General features: G+C 61.7%; 25 protein-coding genes. 7 read left to right on the top strand and 18 right to left on the bottom strand.

The genetic code is table 11. From position 1 onward, the window contains the following. Window positions 1–123 precede the first annotated feature (123 nt). A complete protein-coding gene (locus HY067_04770) occupies window positions 124–429 on the top strand; it encodes a DUF1840 domain-containing protein (protein ID MBI3527263.1) in 306 nt (101 codons plus the stop codon). 135 nt (window positions 430–564) lie between these two features. Here HY067_04770 and HY067_04765 read toward each other — a convergent pair whose 3' ends face one another. Further along, the gene (locus HY067_04765) at window positions 565–960 is read right to left on the bottom strand and encodes an MAPEG family protein (GenBank protein ID MBI3527262.1); all 396 of its coding nucleotides are present in this window, start codon (window positions 958–960) and stop codon (window positions 565–567) included. Window positions 961–1,183: 223 nt separating this feature from the next. On the opposite strand from HY067_04765, the gene HY067_04760 reads away from it, so the two are divergent. Next, window positions 1,184–1,528 (top strand): FKBP-type peptidyl-prolyl cis-trans isomerase, encoded by a 345-nt coding sequence (locus HY067_04760; protein MBI3527261.1) that lies wholly within the window; start codon window positions 1,184–1,186, stop codon window positions 1,526–1,528. A gap of 107 nt (window positions 1,529–1,635) precedes the next feature. After that, window positions 1,636–2,520: an alpha/beta hydrolase gene (locus tag HY067_04755; protein ID MBI3527260.1), complete on the top strand. Its 885-nt coding sequence runs from the start codon at window positions 1,636–1,638 to the stop codon at window positions 2,518–2,520. Between the two features lie 130 nt (window positions 2,521–2,650). On the opposite strand, the gene HY067_04750 is transcribed toward HY067_04755, so the two are convergent. The 6 genes from HY067_04750 to HY067_04725 all read right to left on the bottom strand — a co-directional run bounded on the left by HY067_04750 (window position 2,651) and on the right by HY067_04725 (window position 7,492). Continuing rightward, entirely contained in the window at window positions 2,651–4,012 is a 1,362-nt protein-coding gene (locus tag HY067_04750) for a C4-dicarboxylate ABC transporter substrate-binding protein (protein ID MBI3527259.1), read from the bottom strand. A gap of 40 nt (window positions 4,013–4,052) precedes the next feature. Next, window positions 4,053–5,153: a hypothetical protein gene (locus HY067_04745; protein ID MBI3527258.1), complete on the bottom strand. Its 1,101-nt coding sequence runs from the start codon at window positions 5,151–5,153 to the stop codon at window positions 4,053–4,055. 53 nt (window positions 5,154–5,206) lie between these two features. Then, window positions 5,207–5,812 carry a peptide-methionine (S)-S-oxide reductase MsrA gene (gene msrA, locus HY067_04740; protein MBI3527257.1) on the bottom strand — a complete coding sequence of 202 codons (606 nt, stop codon included), beginning with the start codon at window positions 5,810–5,812 and terminating at the stop codon, window positions 5,207–5,209. A 43-nt stretch (window positions 5,813–5,855) separates the two neighbouring features. After that, on the bottom strand, window positions 5,856–6,389 hold the full coding sequence (locus HY067_04735; GenBank protein MBI3527256.1) for a hypothetical protein: 534 nt from the start codon (window positions 6,387–6,389) through the stop codon (window positions 5,856–5,858). A gap of 60 nt (window positions 6,390–6,449) precedes the next feature. Further along, window positions 6,450–6,731, bottom strand: coding sequence for a GIY-YIG nuclease family protein (locus tag HY067_04730; protein MBI3527255.1), 282 nt, complete (start codon window positions 6,729–6,731; stop codon window positions 6,450–6,452). A gap of 83 nt (window positions 6,732–6,814) precedes the next feature. Further along, entirely contained in the window at window positions 6,815–7,492 is a 678-nt protein-coding gene (locus HY067_04725) for a YceH family protein (GenBank protein ID MBI3527254.1), read from the bottom strand. 115 nt (window positions 7,493–7,607) lie between these two features. Between HY067_04725 and HY067_04720 the strand changes: the two genes are divergently transcribed. Further along, on the top strand, window positions 7,608–8,531 hold the full coding sequence (locus tag HY067_04720) for a peptidoglycan DD-metalloendopeptidase family protein (GenBank protein ID MBI3527253.1): 924 nt from the start codon (window positions 7,608–7,610) through the stop codon (window positions 8,529–8,531). A 95-nt stretch (window positions 8,532–8,626) separates the two neighbouring features. Here the strand turns inward: HY067_04720 and HY067_04715 are convergent, their stop codons facing one another. From HY067_04715 to HY067_04695, 5 genes are all read right to left on the bottom strand, one after another. Further along, window positions 8,627–13,219 carry an AAA family ATPase gene (locus HY067_04715; GenBank protein MBI3527252.1) on the bottom strand — a complete coding sequence of 1,531 codons (4,593 nt, stop codon included), beginning with the start codon at window positions 13,217–13,219 and terminating at the stop codon, window positions 8,627–8,629. 240 nt (window positions 13,220–13,459) lie between these two features. After that, window positions 13,460–15,874, bottom strand: a complete 2,415-nt coding sequence (gene lon / locus HY067_04710; GenBank protein MBI3527251.1) for an endopeptidase La — start codon at window positions 15,872–15,874, stop codon at window positions 13,460–13,462. A gap of 14 nt (window positions 15,875–15,888) precedes the next feature. Beyond that, window positions 15,889–16,305 (bottom strand): Hsp20/alpha crystallin family protein, encoded by a 417-nt coding sequence (locus HY067_04705; protein ID MBI3527250.1) that lies wholly within the window; start codon window positions 16,303–16,305, stop codon window positions 15,889–15,891. A 401-nt stretch (window positions 16,306–16,706) separates the two neighbouring features. Continuing rightward, window positions 16,707–17,273, bottom strand: a complete 567-nt coding sequence (gene folE, locus HY067_04700) for a GTP cyclohydrolase I FolE (GenBank protein MBI3527249.1) — start codon at window positions 17,271–17,273, stop codon at window positions 16,707–16,709. Between the two features lie 181 nt (window positions 17,274–17,454). Beyond that, on the bottom strand, window positions 17,455–18,147 hold the full coding sequence (locus HY067_04695; protein ID MBI3527248.1) for a UPF0149 family protein: 693 nt from the start codon (window positions 18,145–18,147) through the stop codon (window positions 17,455–17,457). A gap of 185 nt (window positions 18,148–18,332) precedes the next feature. Here HY067_04695 and ada point away from each other — a divergent pair, with 185 nt between their 5' ends. Both ada and HY067_04685 read left to right on the top strand, forming a co-directional pair. After that, complete coding sequence (gene ada / locus HY067_04690; GenBank protein ID MBI3527247.1) at window positions 18,333–19,409, top strand: bifunctional DNA-binding transcriptional regulator/O6-methylguanine-DNA methyltransferase Ada; 1,077 nt, start codon at window positions 18,333–18,335, stop codon at window positions 19,407–19,409. Between the two features lie 17 nt (window positions 19,410–19,426). Continuing rightward, window positions 19,427–20,188 carry a 2OG-Fe(II) oxygenase gene (locus HY067_04685; GenBank protein MBI3527246.1) on the top strand — a complete coding sequence of 254 codons (762 nt, stop codon included), beginning with the start codon at window positions 19,427–19,429 and terminating at the stop codon, window positions 20,186–20,188. 147 nt (window positions 20,189–20,335) lie between these two features. Here HY067_04685 and ylqF read toward each other — a convergent pair whose 3' ends face one another. Both ylqF and HY067_04675 read right to left on the bottom strand, forming a co-directional pair. Further along, window positions 20,336–21,220 carry a ribosome biogenesis GTPase YlqF gene (gene ylqF, locus HY067_04680; GenBank protein MBI3527245.1) on the bottom strand — a complete coding sequence of 295 codons (885 nt, stop codon included), beginning with the start codon at window positions 21,218–21,220 and terminating at the stop codon, window positions 20,336–20,338. A 112-nt stretch (window positions 21,221–21,332) separates the two neighbouring features. Further along, window positions 21,333–22,394 carry an MBL fold metallo-hydrolase gene (locus tag HY067_04675; GenBank protein ID MBI3527244.1) on the bottom strand — a complete coding sequence of 354 codons (1,062 nt, stop codon included), beginning with the start codon at window positions 22,392–22,394 and terminating at the stop codon, window positions 21,333–21,335. A 379-nt stretch (window positions 22,395–22,773) separates the two neighbouring features. Between HY067_04675 and HY067_04670 the strand changes: the two genes are divergently transcribed. Beyond that, window positions 22,774–23,901: a DUF4382 domain-containing protein gene (locus HY067_04670; GenBank protein ID MBI3527243.1), complete on the top strand. Its 1,128-nt coding sequence runs from the start codon at window positions 22,774–22,776 to the stop codon at window positions 23,899–23,901. A 109-nt stretch (window positions 23,902–24,010) separates the two neighbouring features. On the opposite strand, the gene HY067_04665 is transcribed toward HY067_04670, so the two are convergent. The 4 genes from HY067_04665 to HY067_04650 form a co-directional block, all read right to left on the bottom strand. Continuing rightward, entirely contained in the window at window positions 24,011–24,400 is a 390-nt protein-coding gene (locus HY067_04665; protein MBI3527242.1) for an HNH nuclease family protein, read from the bottom strand. A gap of 80 nt (window positions 24,401–24,480) precedes the next feature. Further along, window positions 24,481–24,993, bottom strand: a complete 513-nt coding sequence (locus HY067_04660) for an SRPBCC family protein (protein MBI3527241.1) — start codon at window positions 24,991–24,993, stop codon at window positions 24,481–24,483. 196 nt (window positions 24,994–25,189) lie between these two features. Then, complete coding sequence (locus HY067_04655) at window positions 25,190–25,555, bottom strand: STAS/SEC14 domain-containing protein (GenBank protein ID MBI3527240.1); 366 nt, start codon at window positions 25,553–25,555, stop codon at window positions 25,190–25,192. A 117-nt stretch (window positions 25,556–25,672) separates the two neighbouring features. Beyond that, window positions 25,673–25,975 (bottom strand): hypothetical protein, encoded by a 303-nt coding sequence (locus HY067_04650; protein ID MBI3527239.1) that lies wholly within the window; start codon window positions 25,973–25,975, stop codon window positions 25,673–25,675. Window positions 25,976–26,027 lie beyond the last annotated feature (52 nt).

Raw genomic sequence — 26,027 nt, 5'->3', positions numbered from 1 at the left:
CATCCCGATGGTCTAAATCGCTGCGGCAAACAAACCCGACATGCGCGAAACGGCCGCATTGAACCTTTTTCCGGCATTCGCAAACTAACCGTCAAACCCAATCACTGCTACCCTCTCGTCATCATGCTCATAAAATTCGATAGCGAAGTCGGTGGTTTCTCGATGGCCGGCGATATTGCCGTGCAACTCCTCAAGGCCATGGGCCACAGCGGCACGGTGCCGAGCGCGATCCTGCCCGGCGACATCCCCGGCGCGCTGGCGCGACTCAAGGCCGCCGTGGATACCAGTCCCAGGACCGCAACCGAATCGTCGAGCAGCGAAGACAAGGACCAGAAAGAAGATCGAATTTCAATGCGGCAGCGCGCCTTTCCGCTCATCGATCTGCTGACGCGCGCCGCCGCGAAAGGCGCGGAAGTGATGTGGAAGTAGGCGCGCCGTGATTGGTGATTGGTGATTGGGATTGGTGATTGGTGATTGGTGATTGGTGACAAGGCTAGGGTCGGGTGGCTTTAGTTTCGTCCGGTTGCGGATGTTTTTGCCTTTACCAGTCACCAGTCACTGCCCTTAAGTTACTGTCATCCCTCTGAATCCCTGCAACACACAGAGAACGCCGCAGAGACCGAGCACTGCAAAAGTGAGCCCCGCGCCCCAGGTGCGACCGAACCTGAACCGGTCCGTAAAACTCAGTGCGTAGCCATGCAGGAATCGCGAAACCAGCAAGACGAACCCGAGCGCATGCAGGATATAGATCGAGGTATGGCCGACTTCGAGAAAACCCATCATCAGCAGGATCAGCGGCACGTACTCCGCGAAATTGGCGTGGCCGCGGATCAGCCGCAACATCTTTGGATCGCCACCGTCGCCGAGCGGGATGCCGCGTTGGCGGAACTGGATGACGCGCCAGCTCAGGACAAGAAAAAACAGCGCCAGCAATCCGGCATACAGCGGAGTTACGACCATGGCATTTCCTCCGATCGGCAGACCATCTGCGCGGCATTGTCGCCGAAGCTGCGGGATTTGTGTTGAAGAACGTGACGACCGTCCTTACGAGGAACGTAAGGACAGGTCCGAGGTACGAGGAGCGAGGACCGAGTGGAATTAGAGCACTTTGCCTCGGGCACCGGCATCTGATTCTTTCGCTACAATGCGTCGCTCTTCATTCCTGAATCCATCGAGGTTCCCCATGTCTTCCACCAAAACGGCCAGTGGCCTGGTCATCGAAGAACTCGTCGTCGGCGAGGGCGACACCGCCGCAGCCGGCCAACGCGTGACGGTGCACTACACCGGCTGGCTCACCGACGGCAGCAAGTTCGACTCCAGCAAAGACCGCAACGATCCCTTTGCATTCGGGCTCGGCCAGGGCCAGGTTATTCGCGGATGGGATGAAGGCGTGCAGGGCTTGAAGGTCGGTGGCCGGCGCAAGCTCACCATTCCCTCCGATCTCGGTTACGGCACCCGCGGCGCCGGCGGCGTCATCCCGCCGAATGCAACACTGGTCTTCGAAGTGGAATTGCTGGCGGTCCGTTAGGCGTTACCTTGCCTCGTCCCGCGCCTGAACCACCCGATTTCCGGATCATCCGCACCAATGGCGTAAACCTACGTTGCGTGGTCGACGGCGAAGGGCCGCTGGTGCTGATGATCCACGGCTGGCCGGAATCCTGGTATTCGTGGCGCCATCAGATCGAACCGGTGCGGGATGCGGGATATCGCGTCGTCGTGCCCGATGTGCGCGGTTACGGCGGAAGCGACAAGCCGGGCCCGGTCGAGGCTTACGACATGGAAAGCCTGATCGGCGACGTGCTTGGCCTCATCGATCACTTCGGCGAAAAGCAGGCCATCCTGTTCGGCCACGACTGGGGTGCGCCGATCGTCTGGAATACCACGGCGCTGCATCCCGACCGGATTCGCGCAGTCGCGGCGCTGAGCGTGCCTTATTCGCCGCGAGGCCGGATCTCGTCGATCGCCCTATGGCGGGAAATCTACGCCGGCCGTTTTTTCTACCAGGTCTATTTCCAGCAACCCGGCGTCGCCGAAGCCGAATTCGAAGCCGATATCCGCAAGGCGCTGCGCACGATTTATTTCTGCGGCTCGGGCGATGCGCCGAGGGGCATGTTCCGTACCGACAAATCGCCCGATGCGGGAATGCTCGAAGGTCTGACGGATCCCGCCGTGCTGCCGGACTGGCTGACCGAACGCGATCTGGACTACTTCGTCTCGCAATTCGAAACGAGCGGATTCCGCGGGCCGCTCAACCGTTACCGCAACCAGCAGCGCGATTGGGAAAGGCTCACCGCGCTCAGCGGCGCGCGCATCACGCGGCCGGCGTGCTTCATCGGCGGCAAACGCGACGGCGTGCTGAAGTTCGTGCCGAACGTCGACCTCGTCGAAAATATGAAGCGTTGGGTGGACGACCTGCGCGTGTGCGAGCTCATCGACGGCGCCGGCCACTGGATCCAGCAGGAAAGGCCGGCCGAAGTCACCGACCTTCTGCAAAAATTTCTCGCAACCCTCGATTCCTGATCCGACATCGCATCATAGCGGGCGCACCCGGCACCGGGCGGAGTCGTCCCGGCAGATGGCACCTTGCCCGGCATTCGGGGAACACAACGCGCGGACGCGGCCGTGTTCACGCCTTAGCGGCGGAGGCGGATCAGGCCGGCACCGCCGGGCGGCAGTCGTCCTGCCTCCGTCCGCGCCCCCCGCTACCCAGTTGGGCGCGCACGCGCTGCCTGACCAGGTCGACGTTCTGGCGGAACGCGTAGAGGTTGTCGGTGTAGGCCAGCGGCGTGTTGATGCGGTTGACAGCGCGCTCGATCTGATCGAGTCGCGTGAGCAGTTCCGTCAATTTTTCCGGTGTGGAATTGTCATCCAGTTCCAGTTCCAGCTCCACTTCCTTGAGTTTTGCGTACCAGCGGTAGATGCGCGAACGCACGCGCCAGCGATAGACCGCCGGAGCGATGCGCCCCAGCGGTAACAGCAGGGCCAGCACCGGTAGCAAAGTGATCCACAACCGGTCCACCAGCACCGCTGCCCAGTAAGGCAGGTAACGCTGCAGGAACGGCGGGCCCGATTTGTAATAACGCTTCGCCTCGGCGCTGAGCGGAAATTCCGAATTCAGCGGCGCAGGAAAGTCGCCCGCCTTGTGCAGCAGACCGGCACCGCCGTGGATTTCGCTGCCGGCACGCATGAGCAGGTAGGCGAGTGCAGGATGCAGACCATCGACGGCCAGCAGGTTGGCGGTGGGCGAGATCAGCGTGACGTCGCGCGCCGGCACGTTTTTCACGAAGTCGAATACGCCTTGTGGCAACGTCAGTCTGGTCAGCGCGGGAAAGCGCCGCGTATACGCTTCCGCGCGATCGAGATTCAGCAACCGGATGCCGGGTGCCGATACCAGTTGCTCGACCAGCGGGGACTCCGGCGGCTCGACCATGAACACGGCATCGATCCTGCCCTGCAGGAGCATCTCGCTTGCCCGTTGTCCGTTCTCGGGCAGAAGCAGGGTGGGCGGCATAACGGTGGCATTGACTGCCAGCAACTGCAGCGCGAGTGCGCGCGTGCCGCTTTCTTCCGGGCCGATCGCGAGCTTCTTGCCGTGCAGCCCGCCGAAGTCGTGGATTTCCGGCCCGCGATAAAAAACCCACAGCGGTTCGTAGTAGAGGCTGCCAAGCGAAACCAGCTCGGGCGCATTCGTAGCGAAAGCCGAACCGCCCTGCAGAAAGCCCACCTCGACTGCGGACTTTTCATCCAGCAGACGGCTGACGTTTTCCTGCGATCCGGCCGAGGGGAGAAGTTCGAGCTTGACCCCGTCTCGGGCCAGTATCTCTTGGTAGCGCTGCGCGAACATGTGATAGCCGCTATCGATCGCACCGGTCGAGATCACGATCGTGTCGGGCGGCGCGGGCTCGACAAAGCGGAAAGCGAAGACGAATATCGCCAGCGCCAGCAGGACGACCGGGACGATCGTCAGCAAGAGGTCACGCCGGCTGAGATCTTTGAACTTGCGTTTGATCATCGAAGGTTAAATGTCGTCACGGCGTCACGCCGTCACGTTCTTATTTCGGATTCGCCAGCGTGTAGTTCCTCGGCGGCGAGAACACCGAGTCGTGCACCGGCTCCACCTTGTGCGACTTCACTTCGGACGTGAAGGAAAAAATCGGCTTGTCGGCGATGTCCTTCATCGTTTCGTCAGCCTTCTTCTTCGCGAAGAAATCGGTCACACTGGACAGAAGATCGCCTTTGCTCGCGGGCGTCGACGATTTGTCGGAACTGCTGTCGGATTGCGAACCCGCGCAGGCATCGCCCTTCAGGTTCCACGCCAGTTGCGTCAGGATCGGATAGCCCTTGATCTTCTCAAGCTCCTTCCCCGCTTTCAGGAACGCAGACCTGTCCGCGGGCGTGAGCAACTGCGAGATATAAGTGTTGATGACCTTCGCCGCTTCTTCGGGCACAACCTGGGTCTTGCGCCCGTCGGTGGCGATGCTGACCAGGTTGTTTGCCAGGTTCTTCGCGTAGGCCTGCTCCACGGCCAACGCTTCCTTGAGTTGCGGCGTCGTCGGCGTGGTCCACAGGTCCACGCTGAGCGTGCTGACCGTTTTGCGCGCGGTCGGATCCTGCATGGTGACGATCCACGCAGCCTGATACTGCTCGGTGTCGAAGCTGTTGATGCTTTTCTTCTGCCCGGTCTGCTTGACCGTGAAAGTCGCACTCGCGATCTTCATCTTGCAATCAGCCTCGCGCGGCTTTTCCGCCTTCTTCTCCTCCGGTTCCTTTTTGGCCGGCTTCTCCGCCACGCCGCTGCCGCAGCCTTTCAGCGGGCATTCGATGTAAGTCTTTTCCTTGGCATCGAGCGTATAAACGAGCTTTTTGTCCAGCCGTTCGATGCGCGAGCTGGCATTGGTACCGATCAGGAAGCGCGTGACCGTCCCCGTGCCCTTGATGTTTGAATCGCCCCGGTGCATGTCCGCGCGGGTATAGGTCTTCGTCGTGCCTTCGAACGGAAAAAAGCCCTTGAGCCCATCGCTGACCAGATGGGTTTCCATCACGGCAGTGGCATTCGCCGGCGTCGTATCCGGCTCCTCCTTCAATTTCTCCAGGGTGGAACAACCCGCGACGAGCGACATCAGCGCGACGGCGTTGCCTAAGCTGCGAATCATGAATTCCCTTTCTGCAAAATGACTGCCTGCCGCGAGTGTAGCCGGTTACCGCCTTACTTTCCCCAGACTTCGTCGATCCGTGCGTCGCGACCGCAACTTGTCCGATAGAATTTATAACGGATCGGATTCTTCCTGTAATAGTCCTGGTGGTATTCCTCGGCGGGATAGAACATGCCGGCCGGCGCAATCTCGGTGTAGAGGTGTGAAAGACGACCGCTCTTTTCGAGTGCCGCCTTGCTGGCTTGCGCCGCGTTACGTTGCGCATCGTCCCGATAGAAAATCGCGGTGCGATACTGATTGCCGATATCGCAGAACTGCCGATCTTTCACCGTCGGATCGACGTGATGCCAGAAATAGTCCAGCAGCTTTTCGTAGGTGACCTTGGCGGGATCGTAGGTTACGCGTACCGCCTCGGCGTGGCCCGTGCCGCCGGCGCTCACCTGTTCGTAAGTCGGGTTCTGCAGTTTGCCGCCGGCGTAGCCCGATTCGGTGGCGATCACGCCGGGCACTTTGTCGAAGTCCGCCTCCACGCACCAGAAACATCCGCCCGCAAAGATAGCCGTGACCGCTTGTCCCGGGGGCGTGGACTCCGCAGCGATGCTACTGGAGGCAAGCAGGAAGATGGCGAAAACACGCGCGAATCCGGAATAAATTTTCATGTGTGCGTTACCAGGTCAACAAACCTTCGATTGAGGTATTCCCTCACCCCTCGTCCACTTCCTCCACCAACCCCTCCAATCGTTCAATCAGGCGTTCGATGATCCATTCCGGTTCCTGAGCCCACAGGTTCTCGACCGCAGAGTGATCCTCCGAAGCCGCATCGATTTCGGTCACCGTGACGTCTTCATCCTCCTGCAGCAGTTGACTCGCCGCCGCCATGATCCGCGGGAAATGAATGGCGACCGCGTCGCCGGCACTGGCCCCCGCTTCCGTTTCGGCCTTGACGAGGGTCGCGACGTGTTCGAGCACGGGTCCCGCACCCGCCATCTTGAGAGCATCGGGATCGCTGGCGGCGAGATGCTCCAGCAGATCGAGGAGCTCGCGCTCGTGCACGAAGATCGCGCCGGCGACGAATTCCGAATAGGTCAGGTCGATCGACGCGACCAGGTGATCGCATTCGCCCGCCAGCAATTCGCAGATCGGGCAGTGTCCGCCCGCGGGACCTTCGTCATCCTCATCTTCATCCTCCGGCTGGTCTTCGGGAAGATCGTCTTCGGGATTCTTTGGCGTGGGCATGATCAGGTCTCCATCAGGCACCGCATGTCGATTATCCGGGCAATCCAAAACCGGCGGGTTTCAAGCCCTCGCATTGACCCGGCGCTTTAACCTCAGTCGTGTTTTCAAGAGCTCTTCCTTCCGCTGCCTCGTCATCTGCTTGATCTCGTACTCGCGCCTGGCTGCCGCGGAGCGCGTCTCCACGGCCTCCTCGTAAACCATTGCCACCGGCCGCCGGGCGCGGGTGTAGTTGGCAGCCAGCAGATTGTTCGAATTGTGTTCCTCGACGCGCCGCGCGACATCTTTGGCGATGCCGGTGTACAAGGTGTCGTCCGCGCAGCGGACAATGTAAACAAACCACATTTTTGAGGGGCTAGGGGAAAAACAGGGACTGCGGAATTTACAGAAATTAAGATTGAAATTGCAAAGCACTTTTTACTAACCCCCTAGCCCCCAGCCCCTGCATTTCCCCTAGCCCCTAGTTCTTCGACCAGCCGCCTCAGTTCCGCTACTTCGTTCCGCAAACCGGCGACCTCGGCTTGAAGCGCGGTGAGGCTTGCACCGCCCGTGGACTCGGAGTGCGGTGCGGGGGATTCGGCCGCGGCGGCATCGACCGCGCCGTTGAGCAAATGCATCCACCGATGTTCGCGCGACCCGGGCTGCTTCGCCAGCTTGATGACCAGCGCGCCGCCCGGACGCCCGGTCATTTCGCTCAGATAAGCATCCACGCTGGACAGATCGGCGAAGCGGTACAGGCGCTCGCATGCGATCCGCAGCTCACCCGCCGTTTGCGCGCCGCGCAACATCAGCGTCGCGATGAGCGCGGTCGTACCGGCGTCCGACCCGAGGACCTGGGGGAGATTGTGGGAATAACGCACCACCCGTCGCGAAGCGCCCCAGCTATGGGTCACCAGCTTGCGTTCCTTGAGTTCGTCGAGCGCGCCCTGCGCTTCCTCTTCGGTGACATTCATCACCGGATCGCGGCTGGTCTTCTGGTTGCAGCCGGCGACCAGGGCATTGAGCGACAGCGGGTAGTAGTCGGGCGTGGTGAGTTGCTTTTCCACCAGGACACCGAGTACGCGAGTTTCCAGCGGAGATAGCAATGGCAAGGCAGAGGTAGTCATGAATCCGGGATTGGCAGGTGACGGCGTGATTCTACAGGCACTGGGCGCGTATACCGAGCGCCAGGGGCTAGGGGCTAGGGAAAAATTAAAAAGCAAATCGGTTAGTTCGCAGTAGATGCACTGGTTCCTAAACCCTAGCCCCTGCTTCATCCCTAGCCCCTGCTTTCCCGTATCATTCGAACAACTCACGGACTCAAAGATAACGCTCGTGCTACGCCGCCGCTTCCTCCAGTTCCTGGCTGCCGCCACATCATTCCCCTGTCTTGCGATCGCGGCCTCGTTGCCGAAGCCCGCGGCAGTGCCGGGCGGAGTCGCAGTCGTGAAACTCGGACCCGACCCGACACCGCCGATCGCGCGTTTCAATGGCAACAGAGTATTGGTCGCGGGCGACGAAAGCGAATGGCTCGCAGTCGTGGGCATTCCACTCGAAGCCAAGGCCGGCAGCAAGCTGCCACTCGTCATCGAGCGTGCCGGTCGCGAACCGTCGACCCTCGGGTTCGCCATCGGTCCGAAGCAGTACGCAATACAACGTCTGACGGTCAAACCGGGTCAGGTCGAACTTTCGCCGGAGGATCTGGCCCGCTATGAGATCGAGCGCGCGCATCTTTCCGAGATGCGTAAAACCTTTACCGATTCGGCGCCGGAATCCTTGACGCTAATGCAGCCCTGCGAAGGACCGCGCTCCAATACGTTCGGACAGCGGCGCTTCTTCAACGGGCAGTCGCGCAATCCTCACAACGGCATGGACATCCCCGCCCCGGATGGAGCGCCGGTCATCGCCGCGGGCGAAGCCAGGACGATCGACGTTGGCGACTATTTTTTTTCCGGAAACACCGTGATCCTCGACCACGGCCGGGGTTTTCTGACGCTGTACGCGCATCTCAGTGCAGTCGAAGTGGCACCGGGGGATCGGGTTGCGACTGGCGCACGGATCGGCAAGGTCGGCGCGACCGGTCGCGTCACCGGGCCGCATCTGCATTTCAGTGTTTACCTGAACTCCGTGCCGGTCGATCCGGGACTTTTCCTCACGGAAAAGTAGGGGCTTGGGATTAGGGGCTAGGGATTGAAGGCGCTTTGCATTTTCAATCTCTAAGCCCTAGCCCCTGCTTCTCCCCCTAGCCCCTAGTCCCTCATTCAGGCCGCCTCGACCGTCTCCGCCGCACGAACCCGCTTGGTTTCCGTCATTCTTCTGCGCCCCCAGCCGCCGCGCCCGATCGGCTCGATACCTTGCGCCGAGAGCGCCTGGCGCAAATCCTCGAGCACCGCTTCGCGCCGGCGCCGCAGTGCCGCCGCAAAGCAGCGCCAGAACACCCAACCCACCCGCTCGAGCGATCGCTGCCGGCGCATGTCCTCGATCCACTGCTGCGGCCCGTGGTACTTGTCGCCATCGCACTCGACCGCAAGGCGCGCATCGTCGCGTCCTTCCACCACAAGATCGACGCGATAGGCCCCGACAGCCACTTGCGGCGTCACCTGGTAACCCTCCCCGTTCAGCCAGTCGAACAATTCTCGCTCGAGCGGGGACTCGCAGACTTCGCGCAAATCCGTCACGCGCACCGGCTCCTCGCTGAACGGCCGCGCGAAGTGAGTGATCAAACTGCGGCGCAGCCGGTCGGACTCCGAAAGATGATGCAACTCGACCGAGCGCACCAGGATCATCCGGTCTCTCGCCCGCGAGGCCGCGACATTGAACCGCTGCGCAAACGTATCCCGGGAAAGCGGTGCACCGACCTCGTTCGGCGCGGAGACCATCGACAGGTACATGATGTCGCGCTCGCGGCCCTGGAACAGCCGGGCGTCGCCACAGGTGACGGCGTGCCGGCGCATCACATCAGGTCCCAGTTCTTCCGTCAGCCGGTCCCAAATCCGCACTGCCTGTTCTTCGCCCAGCAGGGAAACCACGCCGACCGAACGCTGACGCATCTTCGGATCGGCGGCCAGCGCTTTTATTTCGCCTACGATGAATTCGACTTCCGCGCGATTGACGCCGTTGTCGCGCCGGGCATCGCCGATCAGGTAGTCCAGCAGCGGGGGATCGAGGCGCTCCGAACTCCGGGCGAGCCGGAGCGGACGCAACTCGTGGGCGTAGAACTCCCGCTTTGAGTACTCGATGATCGGTGCCACGCAACGGAAATGCTCCTTCAGCATCACGCCGCTGCGCGCGAACACCACCTTCGCCAGATCGTAGATCGAACGATCCGGCGACATTTGCGCGCGGTAGAGCGGCACCTGCTCCGGGAGATAGCGCTGCATCAGCGCCTTGACTCTTTCCTCTTCGAGGCCGATCGCCTGCGGCGACACCTGCCGATCGTCGCCGACGATCAGGAGCTTGCGCGCGCGCAACAGCACCGGCAGCGCGGAAAGATCGGACTGGGACGCTTCGTCGATGACGACCAGGTCGAAGCAGCCGAGTTGCGCCGGCAGCGATTCGGAGACGCGATGGTGCGGCATGATCCAGCACGGCACCGCGCGGTGCGCTTCCGCGGCCGCGAATCGCGCATCGCGACGGTAGCGGAACGCGCGCTTGCCGGTGCCTTTGCCGATGCGCTGGATGGCGTTCAGATAGGCTTGCAGCGCCGCACGCACGCCGGGGGTGGCGTTCTCCGCGAGCTTCAGCCAGGTGCGCTTGACGACCAGGTCGTCGTAGGCACGCGCGAGATCGTGTTCGATGCCGGCTCGCGCGGCGGAGAGCTTCTTGAACTCCTCCTGTGCATCGATCGCCTGCAGATGGGTGGCGAGACGGCGCAGCCGCCAGTCGCGCAGCAGCGTCTCGGGCAGCGCCTTGTCTTCGTCGCCCTCAGCCGCCTGCCTCAGCCCCCGCGCCAGTTTTGGTGCACCGGATTCGGCGATCCTTGCGGTGATCTCGTTGACGATTCCCAGCGGCACGGCAAGCACATGCAGGCGCGCCAGCTCCGTCATGAGCACGCCCCATTGCGCGAGCAGCACGGATTCGTCGAGTGCCGGATTGCCGAGCGCGCGTGCCAGAAAATCGCGCAGGTCGTCGACGATCTTGCCGCGCTTTCCTTCCAGTGCGCGATGCAGTCCCTCCAGTACACCGGAGATCTGTCCTAGTTGATGCTTGTTCAAATGATGGGAAAGCGCGTGCTCCACTTCGGCAAGCGCCTCCGCGTCGAGTCCGGCAAAGGCCGCGCGCGGCCACGCCGGGAACAGATCCATCGCTTCGTGGGAAAGCTCGAACTCCTCTCTCGCGAGCAATTTGACCTTGGCGTACATGGCGATCTGGGAATCCGCGGACAGACGCCCTTTCGCGTCGATCGAGAGAACGGATTGAAATCCGAGTTCCGGGGCAAGCGCATTCCAGCGCGCAGTGAGCGCGCGTCTTTTTTTCTGCGATGCGAGATGATCAAGGACGCTCTGCCAGTCGCCCGCCTCCGTCGGTGGTGCGCCGCTGACCCGCACCAGGTCGAGCAGTTTCCCGGCCTCCGGCTTGCCGAACAGGGACGAGAATCCGAAGGCGCGGCGGCCCTCGGCCAGGTTGGTGACCGCCTGCAAGAATCCGGCATCGGTTTCCGCCACTTCGGGCAGGATGACCGGCCGCGCCAGCGACTTCATGCGTTGCGTGGCCGCCTGCTCGATCTCGAACGCGAGCGCATCCAGTACTTCGAACGCCTCCTCAGGCTCGCCGCGCTTCATGCGTTCGACGACTTCGTCCGGCCATGGCAGGCGTAGCGCGGCGATGTCGCCGCGCAGCGCCTTGACCCGCGCGATGTGTTCGCCCAGCGCCCGTGCCTGGGTGATCGCTTCGGTGCCGGAGCCCGCCAGCGCCGGCAGTTCGCTGGCTCGCGCTTGCGCGATGAGCCGTGTGAAACGCTGCAGTTCGTCATGCGCCTTCACCAACTGCAATGTGTCGGGAAAGTCGGCGGGCACCGGAATCACGTTGCCGGCGTAGTCGATCTCGCGCCCGAGCTGCCTGCGCGCTTCACGCAAACGTGCAATGTCGTCGCCGGTGAAGTGTGGCGCATACTGCGGCCCGACCCCGAGCGCATCCGGAATCCACTCGAACTGTCCCGCTTTTTGCACCACTTCGGCGGCGGCATCCTGCGGGTCGATGCTCTCGCCTCCCAGTTCGATGCGCGAGAGATTGAGTTTCGCCCAGCGCCCCAGGTCGGTATCGATGCGCTTCAGACGGCCATGGAACGCATCGATGGTCTCCTCCAGCCGCGCAATTTCGCGGCCGAGCGCGAGAACATCGAGGCTCTGCACTTCGGTGGCGATTTTCTGGATCGAATGCTCGAATGGGTTCACCCCGTCCTGCTCGGCGGCGAGCAGCGAGATCGCCAGCGGCCGGATGGCTTCGGGAAGTTGGTCCCGCAGCACCGAGAGCGCCGGATCGCGCATCGAGGTAACCAGCACGCGGCGGCCGTTGGCCAGCCAGTGACAAATGATGTTGGCGATGGTGTGGGTCTTGCCCGTGCCCGGCGGCCCCTGCACCACCACGCCGTCGGAAGTCTCGAGCAACTGGACGATGCGAGCCTGCTCATCGTTGAAGGGCTTCGGAAAAAACAGATCCCTTGCATCCGCGGATTCGGATGCGGCGCTCTCGTGGTACACCGCGCTCACGCCGCGATACGCCGGCAGCCGAAGCGGTGCATTTTCGGTCGCGGGTTCGGTCACCAGCGCGGCGACCGCCTCGGGAAGCTGGGCGTCTTCGTCGAGCCCGTTCAGCACCTCGCGGAAACGCTCCAGGTCCTGCATCGTCACATTGGTGCTGCGCGGCCGGGCAAACAATACCCACGCAGCGGTGATCTTCAGCTCTTCGTCGGCATTTGCCGCGATCGGGGCGAGCGAATTCGACGATTCGGCTGCGGCCGCGCTTGCACCGAGGCAACGCCTGGCGATGTCGAGCAGCGGTTCGTAGGTCGAGGGTTCGAACGGCGACAGCGGTTCAGCCGCGCTCGCCAGAAAATCCTCGGCTGCTTTCTCCGCTTCCGCCGTGGCGGGTCCTTCGGCCTGCGCGAAAAGTTCGAGTTCCAGCCGCGGGTCGAGGTCGCGCGGGCGCACTTCGGCCGCCTGCGACCCGGCATCGAAGCTCAGGTCGACCAGGCGCGTCACCAGCGGGTAGGCGAACGCCGTACCCGATTTCCTGGCGACACCGAGGCCCATGCCCCAAACCAGTTCGAGTTGGCCCTCGATCAGGGCACCGGCGAGCTCCTGCTGCAACGTAAAGAGTTTGACGTAGAGATTGGAGAGCCGCCGACGCTTGCGCTCGGCTTCGGCCCAGCGTGTCCAGACGGTTTCGAGATAGCGGGCGTGCTGAGCCACGACTTCCGCACGAAACCCGTAATCCGCAAACCGCACGCGCGAGTGCGGGTCCACGGTGGGATCGGCCGCCTCGGCCAGGCTTGCGGCCGGCTTGCCGGCGTCCCGATGCGTACCGGCGGCGATGAGCGCGGCGCCCTCGATCTCGGTGGCAAGTTGTGGAGCGACCAGCATCGCCGCGCCCACGTTGAGCCAAGGCGCCAGCCAGGGACTGTCGGCTTGCGGGGGAACTTCCGGTCCCGGGGGATGAGGGACCGACAGCCAGATTTCGTCGTCGCCGTCCGCGCCGCCGTCATTCAGCCGAATACCTTCGATGGCGCCGGCCTGGTGGTCGGAAAGCAGGAAACTCCCGTGATCGGCAACATTCGACACCACCCGGCTGCGCGTGCGCATCGATTGTTGTGCATAGTCGACGAGCGCAACAAGGCGCCTCTGCTGGAGGGTCACGGCCGTTGGAACGGTTCTTGTCGTTATGACTCTGTAGTTCTGCGTGTGCCGCTATCGTACCTGCATCCTGATCGGCAATCGAGTGATTCGCCGCTCCGGCGCCGGCACCGAATGACAAGCGCTTGTAAAAAACGACAAGAGATTTCGAGGCCAGAAGGACTTACACGCGAGGACTAAAGAACAACGTGATGCGTGACACATTGACACGTAGGGACGAGGCTCGAACCTCGTCCCTTACTTTTACGCCGCTTTCTTGCCGGTCGGCGCAAAAAGCTGCGCCACTTCCAAACCCATCGCGCAGCGCACGGCGTCCTCGACATTCTCCAGCCATACGAATTCGAGCTTCTCGCGCGCGGCCGCGGGCACGTCCTCGAGATCTTTCTCGTTGCGCTTCGGCAGCATCACGGTCTTGATGCCGGCGCGCAATGCGGCGAGCACCTTTTCCTTCACGCCGCCGATCGGCAGCACCAGCCCGCGCAGCGAGATCTCGCCCGTCATCGCCACATCGGCGCGTACCGGCTTGCCGGCCAGCAGCGACGCCAGCGCCAGGAACATCGCCACGCCGGCGCTCGGACCGTCCTTCGGCGTCGCCCCCGCGGGCACATGCACATGCAGGTCGGTCTTGTCGAGGGATTCGCCGATGTACATCTTGGCCAGGGTCAGCGCCGCCTGCGCCGACTCCTTCATCACGTCGCCAAGTTGCCCGGTGAGGATGAGCTTTCCGGAACCCGGCACCCGCGTCGCCTCGATGAACAGGATGTCGCCGCCCACCGGCGTCCAGGCCAGTCCGGTCGCCACGCCCGGCATCGCGGTGCGTTGCGCGAGTTCATTTTCGAACCGGGGCGCGCCGAGAATGGTATGCAGGTCCACTGTATCCAGCGTCACGGAGTCAGCCTGCCCTGCGGCGACCTTCATCGCCGCGGAGCGCAGCACCGAGCCGAGCTCGCGCTCGAGGTTGCGTACCCCGGCCTCGCGGGTGTAGTCGCCGATGATCGCGCGGATGGCCGCATCTGTTACCGTGGCCTGCTCCGGCTTCAAGCCGTTGGCCTCGAGCTGGCGCTTCACCAGATAACGCCGGGCGATCTCGAGCTTTTCTTCCTCGGTATAGCCCGGAAGCTGGATCACTTCCATGCGATCGCGCAACGGCCCGGGAATCGTGTCGAGCACGTTCGCCGTGGCGATGAACATCTCCTTCGACAAGTCGAAGTCCACACCGAGGTAGTTGTCGCGGAACTTGGCGTTCTGTTCGGGATCGAGCACTTCCAGCAACGCGCTCGACGGATCGCCGTGGAATCCTCCCGCGCCAAGCTTGTCGATTTCGTCGAGCATCAGCACGCCGGTGCGCGATTCCGCGCGCCGGATCGCCTGGATGATGTTGCCCGGCAATGCGCCGATGTAGGTGCGCCGGTGGCCGCGGATCTCCGCCTCGTCATGGGTGCCGCCCAGCGAGACACGCTGGAACTTGCGCCCGGTGGCGCGCGCGATCGACTGCCCGAGCGAGGTCTTGCCCACGCCCGGCGGGCCGACGAAACACAGGATCGGGCTTTTTCCCTCCGGATTGAGCTTCCTCACCGCGAGGTACTCGAGGATGCGGCGCTTAACCTTCTCCAGACCATAGTGATCCTCGTCGAGCACCGTCCTCGCTTGCGCGATGTCGATCGGTTTCGTCCCGGTGACTTTCCAGGGGAGCTCGCTCAGCCACTCGAGATAGGTGCGCAGCATCGAACCCTCGGCGCTGCCTTCGCCCATGCGCTGCAGGCGCTTCAATTCCTTCCTTGCATGCTTGAGCGTCTCTTCGGGCATGCCGGCTTCGTCGATGGCCTTCTTCAGGTCCTCGATCTCCGCCGCGCCCTCCTCGTCCTCGCCGAGTTCCTTCTGGATCTGGCGCATCTGCTCGCGCAACACGTGCTCGCGCTGGCGCTCGTCGAACTCCTTGCGGGTCTTGTCGCCGATCTCCTTGGAAAGCTTCAGCACTTCGACGCGCTCGCTCAGCAGCGCCAGCACTTTATCCAGGCGGCCCTTCAATTCGAAGCTTTCGAGCACGGCCTGCTTTTCCTCGTTCTTCACGTCCAGCAGATTGGCGACCATGTCCGCGAGCAGCGCGGGCGAGGTCATCGCCTGCACCACGCCAGCGAGTTCGTCGGGCACGTTCGGCAGCAACTGGATGGCTTGGACCGCACGCTCCTTCAATTGCAGGAAGCGCGCCTCGATCTCCGCGCTGGATTCCTCCGGGGTTTCGACGATCGCCACGCGCGCCACCAGGAAGGGCCAGCCTTCGAGGAATTCGAGCACGCGGAAACGCGATTGCCCCTGCACGACCAGGTGATGGGCGCCCTCGTTGGTGAGATAGCGCACGACCTGGCCCGCCGTACCGACCCAGTGCAGGTCGTCCGGGGTCAGTTCGTTCTTCTCCGGATCACGCTGCAGCAGGAAACCGACGCGCTTCTCGGCACGTGCCGCTTCCTGGGCCGCGGCGACCGAGGACGCGCGGCCGATCGTGATCGGCGACATGACGCCGGGGAACAGCACGGCGTTACGCAGCGGAACGATGACCAGCGCGTCTTCCGGCAACGGCTTCAACGTCGTACTGCCGCGCGCGGGATTGGGCGCCTTTGCGGATTTGCCGGCTTCCTCTGGCGAAAGCATGTCCTGCATCGTGGACCAGTAATTCATGTCGACTCCTTCTTGCTGAAAGTGAGCGTGAGGCAACCGTCCTGCAATTTTTTGCCGGCGAGCGTAAGCGCCTGCGTGGGCAGGCCGATCCGGCGCTGGAAGCGCCCGTACGGAATCTCCAGCGCGTGGATGCGCGCCGGCTGGCCTTCCGAGGACTCGAGCGGGAAACCCCTGCGCGCGGAAATGGTGATGGCACCGGGCTCCAGTTCCACTACGACGGAATCGGCGGCCGCACCCGGCAGCGCCACGTGCACCCGGACCGCGTCCGCGGTTTCAAGGACGTCCACGGGCGGCTCCCAAGCGGGGGCCTTCGCCGCAGCGGGACGACAGAACTGGCGGTGCAGCCGGTCGGCTTGCTCCAGGAGCGACAGTGCTTCGCTCCACATCAGGCGGGAAAGGTCACGCGAAGTCATCAGGGGGTCTCCGTATGGACCCTAGATGGCGGCGGTCAGTCGGGATTCAAGCGGCGCAGCCGAGCCGGGGAGTTCGGCGCTTTTCGGGCACGGTCCCGAGCTACAACGTGTGGGCGCGATCAACGCGAAGGAAGGTTATTCGCGCGCCGGTGACCGAATGCCCTTGTGCACCATGTGGGTTAGCCAATGTCGGACTGAATCGCGGTGTGTTTCCAGCAAAAGGCTGACCGCAAAGACGCTGAGGAACCCTAGAATCTCACCACGACAGCTTCAGCCGTAAGTGTTTCACCTTAAGGCACGAAGACACGTAGAGAAACGACTCGTCATTTGGCCAACTGCGTCTATCCGATCAAGTCCAACTCTCTACATCTGAAACCCGGTTGGCCCGGCGCTGCCCGTGGTTACGCGCCGCGATTTCCGACCAGAGCGAGAAACTCCTCGCGCGTCGCGGCGGAATCGCGGAAGCTTCCGACCACGGACGAAGTGATCATCTCCGAGTTCTGTTTCTCCACGCCCCGCATCATCATGCACAGGTGCTTCGCTTCGATCATCACGCCGACGCCTTGCGCGCCGATCGAATCCATCACCACCTGCGAAATCTGTTCGGTGAGACGTTCCTGAATCTGCAGGCGTCGCGCATACAGGTCGACCAGCCGCGCCAGCTTGCTGAGACCAAAGACCTTGCCGTTGGGAATGTAGCCGATATGGCAACGACCGAAGAACGGAAGCATGTGGTGCTCGCACAGACTGTAGACCTCGATGTTCTTCACGATGACCATGCTGTTGGTCTTCTGCGTGAAGATCGCGCCATTGATGACCGTTACGGGATTGGTGCGGCTGCCCGACGTCAGGAATTCCAGCGCGGCGGCAACGCGATGCGGCGTCTTGAGCAAGCCCTCTCGTTCGGGATCCTCGCCGATTTCGATCAACAGCTCGCGGACCAGACTCTCGATTTTCTTGGTATTCATCGCCATGGCCGGCATCCTTTCGCGATCGCTTCATTGGATCGGGGATAGTAACAGTGAATAATAAACGGTGAACGGTGAACGTGGGAAACCGGTTTGTCTTCTAGGTTCTTACTCAGCCCTGTCTTTCCTCTCTTTCCTTTTACCGTTCACTGTTCACCGTTCACTGCTCACTGTTCTTCATTCAGTTCGTGTCACTGCTGCCATGGCAACTCTTGTACTTCTTCCCGCTGCCGCAGGGGCAAGGGTCGTTGCGCCCCACCTTCGGGCCGTCCCGCCGGATCGGCGCGTGGGAGATGCGCTTGTCGAGCCAGTAGGAATACATCGCCATCACCGAATCCCCCATGGAGTCGGCCGCTTCGCGTCGCATGTCGCGCTCTTCTTCCAAGCTCGGTACCGCATCCCCCGCCTCCTCGGCGGCCTCCCGCATCCGGCCCGAGAGGAGCACGAACGGGAACAGCAGTTCTTCCACTTCGTCCGGGTCTCCGTGTTCGTACCAGTCCGCTTCCGACAGCACCACCCCTTCGAGATAACCCTCGCACCAGATAGCGAGGTCGTCCTCGCCCTCCTCATCGGGAAAGACGTACAACGTGATGCCCCGGCCGTCGTCCAGTTCCAGCACGGTCTGGCCGTAGAAGCGCATCACCAGATCGAGGATTTCGCGGGCCTGCTCCGCTGTCTCATAGTCAGGATTTTCCCCCAGCGCAACAGCCAGCCAACTGCTGGGTGGTATCAGGTCGGGAGCGCTGGCCACCGCGCAGAACAGTCCCTGCAGCATGTCGAGCGGCATGGCTTCTTCATGGAAGATGTCCGACATGAGCAACTGCTCGAGCTGATCGAGTTCGGCTGTGCTGAGCGGGCGGTCTGATTGGGTCATGGTTGGCATAAGCTGGAAAGACATCCGGAACGGTCCCATTTGAACACAGCAGGTCCCGGCCAAGGCTGTTTCTGGTGAATTCAAAAGCAAGGACCGGAGTGTTCGCAGGTCCATCATCTTCCATTATCCGGTCACGGACGCGCCATTGGCCCGTCGAACCCGACAGGAGCATTATCATGGGATTCATGAGGACGAACGAAGCACTGAATGCAGCATCGTTTTCCAGCGAAGAGGAGCGCTGGGCAGCCGTGGTATGCCGTGATCGCAGTGCCGATGGCGTTTTCTACTATTCGGTGCGGACCACCGGCGTGTATTGCCGGCCGTCCTGCGCGTCGCGGCCGGCGCTGCGCAAGAATGTCCGTTTCCACGCAAGCTGCGAAGAAGCGGAACAGGCGGGATTCCGGGCGTGCAAGCGCTGCCGGCCGAATGCGCCCGGGCTCGTCGAGCAACACGCGGCGGGCGTCGCAAGGGCCTGCCGGCTGATCGAAACGTCCGACGAGATGCCGAATCTCGACACGCTTGCCGAAACCGCGGGGATGAGCCGGTTCCATTTCCATCGCGTGTTCAAAAGCATCACCGGTGTGACGCCGAAGGCTTACGCGGCCGCGCGCCGCGCCCAGCGCGTGCGGGATGAATTACCCAAGCGCGGCACCGTGACGGAAGCGATCTACGACGCCGGGTTCAATTCCAACGGGCGCTTCTACGCCAAGTCTGCCGAAGTGCTCGGCATGACGCCCGCGAGTTTTCGTGCCGGCGGTGCGGGCGAATCGATCCGCTTCGCGGTAGGCGAATGTTCGCTGGGCTCGATCCTCGTCGCAGCCACCGACAAGGGCATCTGCGCAATCGCGCTCGGAGACGACCCGGACATTTTGTTGCATGACCTCCAGGACCGCTTCCCGAAAGCGCGTCTGGTCGGCGGTGACAGGGATTTCGAAAAATTCGTGGCCAGGGTCGTCGGCTTCGTCGAAGCGCCGGCGCTGGGGCTCGATCTGCCGCTCGATGTGCGCGGCACGGCTTTCCAGCAACGGGTGTGGCAATCCCTGCGCGAGATACCGGCGGGCTCGACAGCGAGCTATGCGCAAATCGCCGAACGCATCGGCGCGCCGAGAGCGATTCGCGCAGTCGCCCAGGCTTGTGCATCGAATGCGATTGCCGTCGCCATCCCCTGCCATCGCGTGATACGCAACGACGGCGGACTCTCCGGCTACCGCTGGGGCGTGGAGCGCAAGCGGGCGTTGCTCGATCGTGAAGCCCAGTCATGAGAGAAGCGATGTCATGCATGAGAGCAGCCACTCAGCGCCGGCTTTCGCTTTCGGAAGCTCCCATGGTTGCATCGATCGTGGCAGAGCGAATGGCGGCGGTCGACTGGCAGCGCGTGGCCGCGGGCCTGGATGCCGAGGGCCACGCGGTCATGCATTCGATGCTCTCGCCGGAAGAATGTGCGTCCCTGGCCGCGGGCTACGAAGTCGATGAGCAGTTCCGCAGCCGGGTCGTGATGGCTCGCCATGGCTACGGGCGTGGCGAATACAAATACTTCGCCTACCCGCTTCCCAAGTTGATCGCCAGCCTGCGCACTGCGCTGTATCCGCGCCTCTCCGGCATCGCCAACCGCTGGAACGAAACCATGAACATTGCCGTTCGCTACCCGGGCAATCATGCGGAGTTCCTGGACCGCTGTCATCGCGCCGGCCAGATCCGGCCGACGCCGCTCCTGCTGCAGTATGCAGAAGGCGATTACAACTGCCTGCATCAGGATCTGTACGGAGAGCACGTATTCCCGTTGCAGGTGGTCTTCCTGCTCTCGAAGCCGGAGCGGGATTTCACGGGCGGCGAATTCGTGCTCACGGAACAGCGGCCCCGCATGCAGTCGCGTGCCACGGTCGTGCCGCTGGATCAGGGAAGCGGCGTCGTCTTCGCGGTGAACAATCGACCCGTGCAAGGCACGCGCGGCAGCTATCGCGTCAAGCTCCGGCACGGCGTAAGCCGGATTCGCTCCGGCCATCGCCATGCGCTGGGCATCATCTTTCACGATGCCGCGTGACAGGCGGAGGGAGGAGAAGCGCCCACGGGGTACCGATCTAGAAGGGTACTCCTGGCTTCGCACGGGTATTCGATCATAAACGGTGAACGGCGGAAACCGGTTTGTCTTTCAAGTTCCTACTCAGTTCTGTCTTTCCTCTCTTTCCTTTCACTGTTCTCCGTTCGCTGTCTCTTTAGCGGCCGCCATCATTTCATTTCGCGTCTCCGGCGTTTCGAGGCTGATCCGCCCTAGCGTGCCGCTGCGATAGTCGTCGAGCAGGATCAGTGAAGCTTTTTCGAGGTCGGGTCTGCCGCCTTTGATCAGGCAGCCGCGGCGTTTGGCGACCGCTTCGACCAGGCCTGGGCCATCCATGCCGTCGAGTGCGAAGCCGTAGCGCGCGGTCAGCAGCTTCGGATAACGGGCGAGCAGGATGTCGCCGAGAAATGCGGCGACTTCTTCTTCCATGACTTCGTTGGTGCCGATCGCGTGGCTGGCCGCCAGCATGTAGCCGTCGCTCGGGTACTGGATCTTCGGCCACAGCAGCCCGGGTGTATCGGTGATCGTCATGCCCGTGCTCAGGTCGAAGCTTTGCTGCGACTTGGTCACCGCCGGTTCGTCGCCGACCGCCGCGACGCGGCGCTTCACCAGCGCGTTCATCAGCGTCGATTTGCCGACGTTGGGGATGCCCATGATCAGCATGCGCAGCGGCTTCGTATTGTCGCTGCGATGGGGCGCAATCGACTGACAGTAGCCGGTTACGCGCGCAACGTCGGACGGCTTCTTGCACGACAGCGCGACCGCCTTGATGCTCTTTTGCCGATTATAGAAATCGAGCCAGGCCCTGGTCGCCGCGGGATCGGCCAGGTCGGCCTTGTTGAGCAGCTTGAGGGCAGGACGCTGACGATGTTCGCGCAACGTCTTGATCATCGGGTTGCTGCTGGCCTCGGGCAGACGCGCATCGACGACTTCGATGACGACGTCGACCCACTCCATGGTCTCGGCTGCCTTCTTGCGCGCCAGGCTCATGTGGCCCGGGAACCATTGGATGGTCATAAGTACTCTTGGAGAAACAAGGGGAAAGATTAAAGGTTAAAGAGGAAAGGTGAAAGTAGGAAACCGGTTTCATCGATAGTAGCGCGGACTTGATTTGACAGGTCCGTGGAGTTTACGGCTCGTTTTGCGCCAGCATTTGTTCCCGACTGTCGTCGCTTTGGGCCAGGAGTGTGCGGTAGCTGCGCAGGTCTTCGTCGTCCATGGCTTGCATCCGGGGCTGTCCGTCCGCTGCAAGTGTCTTCACCGTCGGACCCAACACAATCGTGGTGCCGAGACCGGCATACACATAGCGATCGCCGAAGGCCTGTTGCAGAGCTGCAAAGGCCGCTTCTCCGGTGCAATGAACCGGCGCGACGAATTCAACTCGCCACTCGTCGCGCAGCGCGGTGGCGATGCGAACGATTTCGGTGTCCTTCGCAGGCAGTAGATGCGTACCACCAATGACAAGGTGAATCGGCTTGTTGATCGCTGCCTGGGCCGCCTCCACGATTTTTTCGATCGTGGGATGGCTGCATCCGACCACCAGGACGATGCCGTCGGGCGTATCGATCGCCAGAGAGATTTCCATCACGTCCAGATCTACGCCCCAACTCCCCTTCAACAGGATCAGATGAAATCCCGGAGCAATTTCGGTTGTCTTGGTCACCCACTCGAAGTTGCCTTGCGGCCAAGGGGTCCCAAAGCGCATCTTCTCCGGCACCTTTCCATCGAAGTACCGCATCTCAGGCGGCAGGGCATCATTGGACTTGAGGAACGTCCCCGGCAATTCCGCGCCGAAGACGCCAAAGTTCTCCTTGGGCGCGTAAAGCTTGACCTTCTGATTGACGCTCATCAGGTAATTCAGGCCGCTGGTATGGTCGCCGTGGCGATGGGTAATGACCGCGAAATCAAGTCGAGTGAGGTCGATACCTTTGGCCTTGACGTTATGCGCGAAAATATCGGCGTTGTTACCGGTGTCGACCAGGATTCGCTTGCCGCCGTATTCGATGAATGCCGCGAAACCCCAGTCCTTTTGCAAGTCGGAGGTCTTTCCGAAGGCATCGTAGAGAAGGGTGATTTGCGCCTTACCGGACCCTGAGGTCATCGCATTCTGCGGCGTGTGGGTGTCGGCGCACCCGGTGAGTACCAACACAGGGATCGCAACGATTGCGCCGAACCATGATCTGATTTGCATGTGGCTCTCCTCGTGATAGATGAGACATCTGGTTATCCGGCCGTAAGTCAGGCCCTTATAACACCCCGACGGGCAGGACAAACACAATGCCGGATTCCGAGGGATGATCGAGCGATGCGGAGCCAAAGCGCGGTAGCACTCGGCGCTGGCCGTGGTGGCGACGGGCCATTGGAAGGGACGGGCAAGCCGACACACGCGGTGTACGACGCAAGGCAAGCAATCTATTCGCTAAAATGCGGTCCCATGCAATGGGCAGCATACCGGCGTCTCGTCGCCATCGGATATTGCGTAAAGATGAAGAGAGAAGCGCATGAATAGACTTGAGAAAATCACCAAACGATTTCGCTGGCTACCGGCATTGTTTACGGTGGCCGTTCTGATGACCGGATGCGGCGGTGGTTCGGGTTCGTCTTCTGGAACGATGGGGGTCTCCCTGACCGATGCGCCGGCATGCGGTTTTGACGCGGTCAATGTGACCGTGCGCAAAGTACGCATACACCAAAGTTCCGTTGCGCCGGACTCCAGCGATGGCTGGACCGACATCACCCTCAACCCCGCCAGAAAAATCAATCTGCTCGATCTCAACAATGGCGTGCTCGAAAGCCTGGGCGAAACGCCGCTGACTGTTGGACATTACACCCAACTGCGTCTGGTGCTGGCGGCAAACACCGGACAGCCCATCGCGAACTCGATTGTCCTGTCTGGAACGACCACCGAGATCCCGCTGGCTACCCCCAGCGCAGTGCAGTCAGGAATCAAGCTGGTCAACTCGTTCGATGTGGCTTCAGGACAGCGGACGGATGTGGTGCTGGATTTCGATGCCTGCAAGTCGATCGTGACCCGCGGCAACGGCATGTATGCGCTGAAACCCGTGATCAAGGTCATTCCCACCTCACTGAACGGAATCAAGGGGTTTGTCGATGCGTCGCTGCTCGGCAATCAAGTCATGGTTTCGGCCGAGGTAAACGGTGGGGTCGTCAATTCCACTGTGCCGGATCCGCAAACCGGCGAATTCTTTCTCGCTCGCATTCCGCCTGGAACCTATGACGTCGTGATCACCGCGGACGACCATGCCACGGCAGCCATCGCTGCCGTGCCGGTCGCGAACGACAACAGCATCGTTTCGATTAGTTCCAATGCCGCGCCGGTTTTGTTACCGGTGTCCGCTTCGCACAGCATCAGCGGCAATGTAACGTTGAACCCGGTCAGCGCATCCGAAGAGGTCGTATTCGTGGCGGCGAAGCAGACCTTGGGGAGCGGGCCGACCGTGACGGTGAAATCGCAGGGTGCCGATCTCCTATCCGGCGCGTATAGCCTGGCCTTGCCTGCCAGTGCGCCGCTGCTGGGCCAGTACGGTTCGGGCACCTTGCCGATTGCGCTGGCCGCACAATCCGCGGTGGCGGGCCAGTACGCGGTGGAAGCTTCCGCGACCGGCTATCAGACCCAATCCTTCTCGAAGGACATTTCCGCGGCGGACGCCACACAGAACTTCACCCTGGTTCCGTAAATAAGGATTTCCGGTTGGCGCGCGAACTCGTTAGTGACGAAGTCACCCGTTTGCGGGTAGCGCGCCCTAGCCACGATTCCCGCCCCACCCCCAACCCCCATTCGCCGAGTCATCGCGGCCCTTTCACCTTTTTTTCTTCCAGCCTCGCTTGCAGGTCGGCGAATGGATTATGGGTTGCCACGGACCCTTGATCACCAGGACTTCTTCCCCTGACCGCTTCATCCGCAACACGCGCATGTTCGTTTTCGTGGCAATAGATGCAGAGTAGTTCCCAGTTGCTGCCATCGAGCGGGTTGTTGTCGTGATTGTGGTCTTTGTGGTGCACCGTCAATTCGCGCAGGCGTACACCCGAGAATTCGCGACCGCAGCGCCCGCAAATCCATGGAAATAATTTGAGCGCCCGCTCGCGATAGGTTGCCTCTCGTTCACTGCTATGCCGACGTGCCTCGGCGACCACGCGGTCGAGCCGTGCCTGATCGGGATTGGTTTGTTTGGCCATGGCTGGCCGATTGCCGGCGTGACGGGTCGGGACGAATCGATGGCGCCCGTCGCGCATTGCACGACGGGCGCCGCCGGGCTTTATCTTGATTCGAACATGGTTTTCAGGTTGTCCAGGCCTGCCCGGTACGCGCCATCGATGAAGCCGATGACCTCCTCGTCTTTCATCTTGCCGTCGGAATTGTTCCGAAAGGAACTGCGCCACAGGATCGTCGTGTAACCGCGCCTGCCCTCGACGACCTGGAAAGTGGAAACATAATCGGCAACCGGCACGGGCGCCGGATCGATGACTCTGTAGCTGAATTTTTTGTCGAGCGCATCGAAGGACAGCAACTCTTCGTCAAAGCTGGGACCATCCTTTACCGTGAGGGTACGCACCGATCCGATTTCGTCGTTGGCGCCGGACTTGAGCACGTCGTCCGCAAACATCGGGTGCCACTTGTGCACACCGTCGAAGTCCTTGACCGCGTCCCAAACCTTCCAGATCGACGCCTTGATCTCGACGCTTTGATGGGAATTCAGCAAGCTTTGCGCGGCAACCGGAAAGCTCGCCACGCACAAGGTACACATCGCCCACATTACGAGTTTCTTCATGACCCTGATCTCCTCTCTGAATGACGTAGTTGGCATCACGGCTCTTTGGCGGCTTTCCGACCGTGTCCGCGGCAGTATAGGCTCGGCCGCAGAATCTAGCGATCAGTGAACGGTGAAGAGAGATGGGATCCTGCGGCCTCAGGCTCTGGCAGAACCTCCGTTCACCGTTTACTCTTCACTGATCACCGTGTACCGTTCACCTTTCCTCTACCCTCCTTTCAGGGCCGAGCCACTCCCGCGCAAGCGTTTCGTCGTCGAATACGCGGATGTTCGCGCGAACGAAAAGCTCGGACAACAGCGCCGTCCATACCACGGCATGGTCTTCGCTGAGAATCGCGACGCGCCCCACGTCATGGGCGTGCTCGCGGGTGAACCTGAGGTCTTCGAACGCAACGTCCAGGGTGTAACCCAGCATCCCGCGCAGATCCACCAGCAGATCGACCTTGCCCAGAAGCCGTAGCTGACTTTCGATCTCCTCTTCGAGTCGCCTGAAATCCGCGATCTCGAGTCGGGCGAATACACCGATGACCGTCAGACTGCCTTCATGCTGGATGGTGATCATGATTTTCCTTCTCCGGGGCCGGGATGCAAGGAACTCATATCGATGCTCAGGCAGCGCCCCCTCCATCTGGTCAGGGCGAATTGCGGGATGACGCGGTTTATTCGTCCGGACGCTGCCTTATTTTTTGAAGTTCAATTTTGCGAAAAGGAAGTTCGCATACTCGATGCGACTCTTGCGGTCGACTGCACGGCCATTGGCCTTGCACCAGGCGACCAATTCGGCGGGCTTGAAATGCATTTGCGTGGGGGAGATCCCCTCTGCTCGCAGGCTCTGAAGTTGTTGGTTGTAGTCCTTCATGAAGGCGCCATAGTCACTCGGCAGCGCCGCGCCATCGACACACGCGGCGCGGAATTCGACGTAGTCCTCGCGTGATACGAACCCTATGACCGCTGCCTTCTTGACTGCCGCCGCCTTTGCCATGACCAAGCCTCCAATAATCGCACACTATAATGCCCTTATTAATCCAGCGGTC

It is taken from the genome of Betaproteobacteria bacterium, assembly GCA_016194905.1.
In the GTDB taxonomy this organism is placed as follows: domain Bacteria; phylum Pseudomonadota; class Gammaproteobacteria; order Burkholderiales; family JACQAP01; genus JACQAP01.
This window is presented reverse-complemented; position numbering and strand designations above follow the sequence as displayed.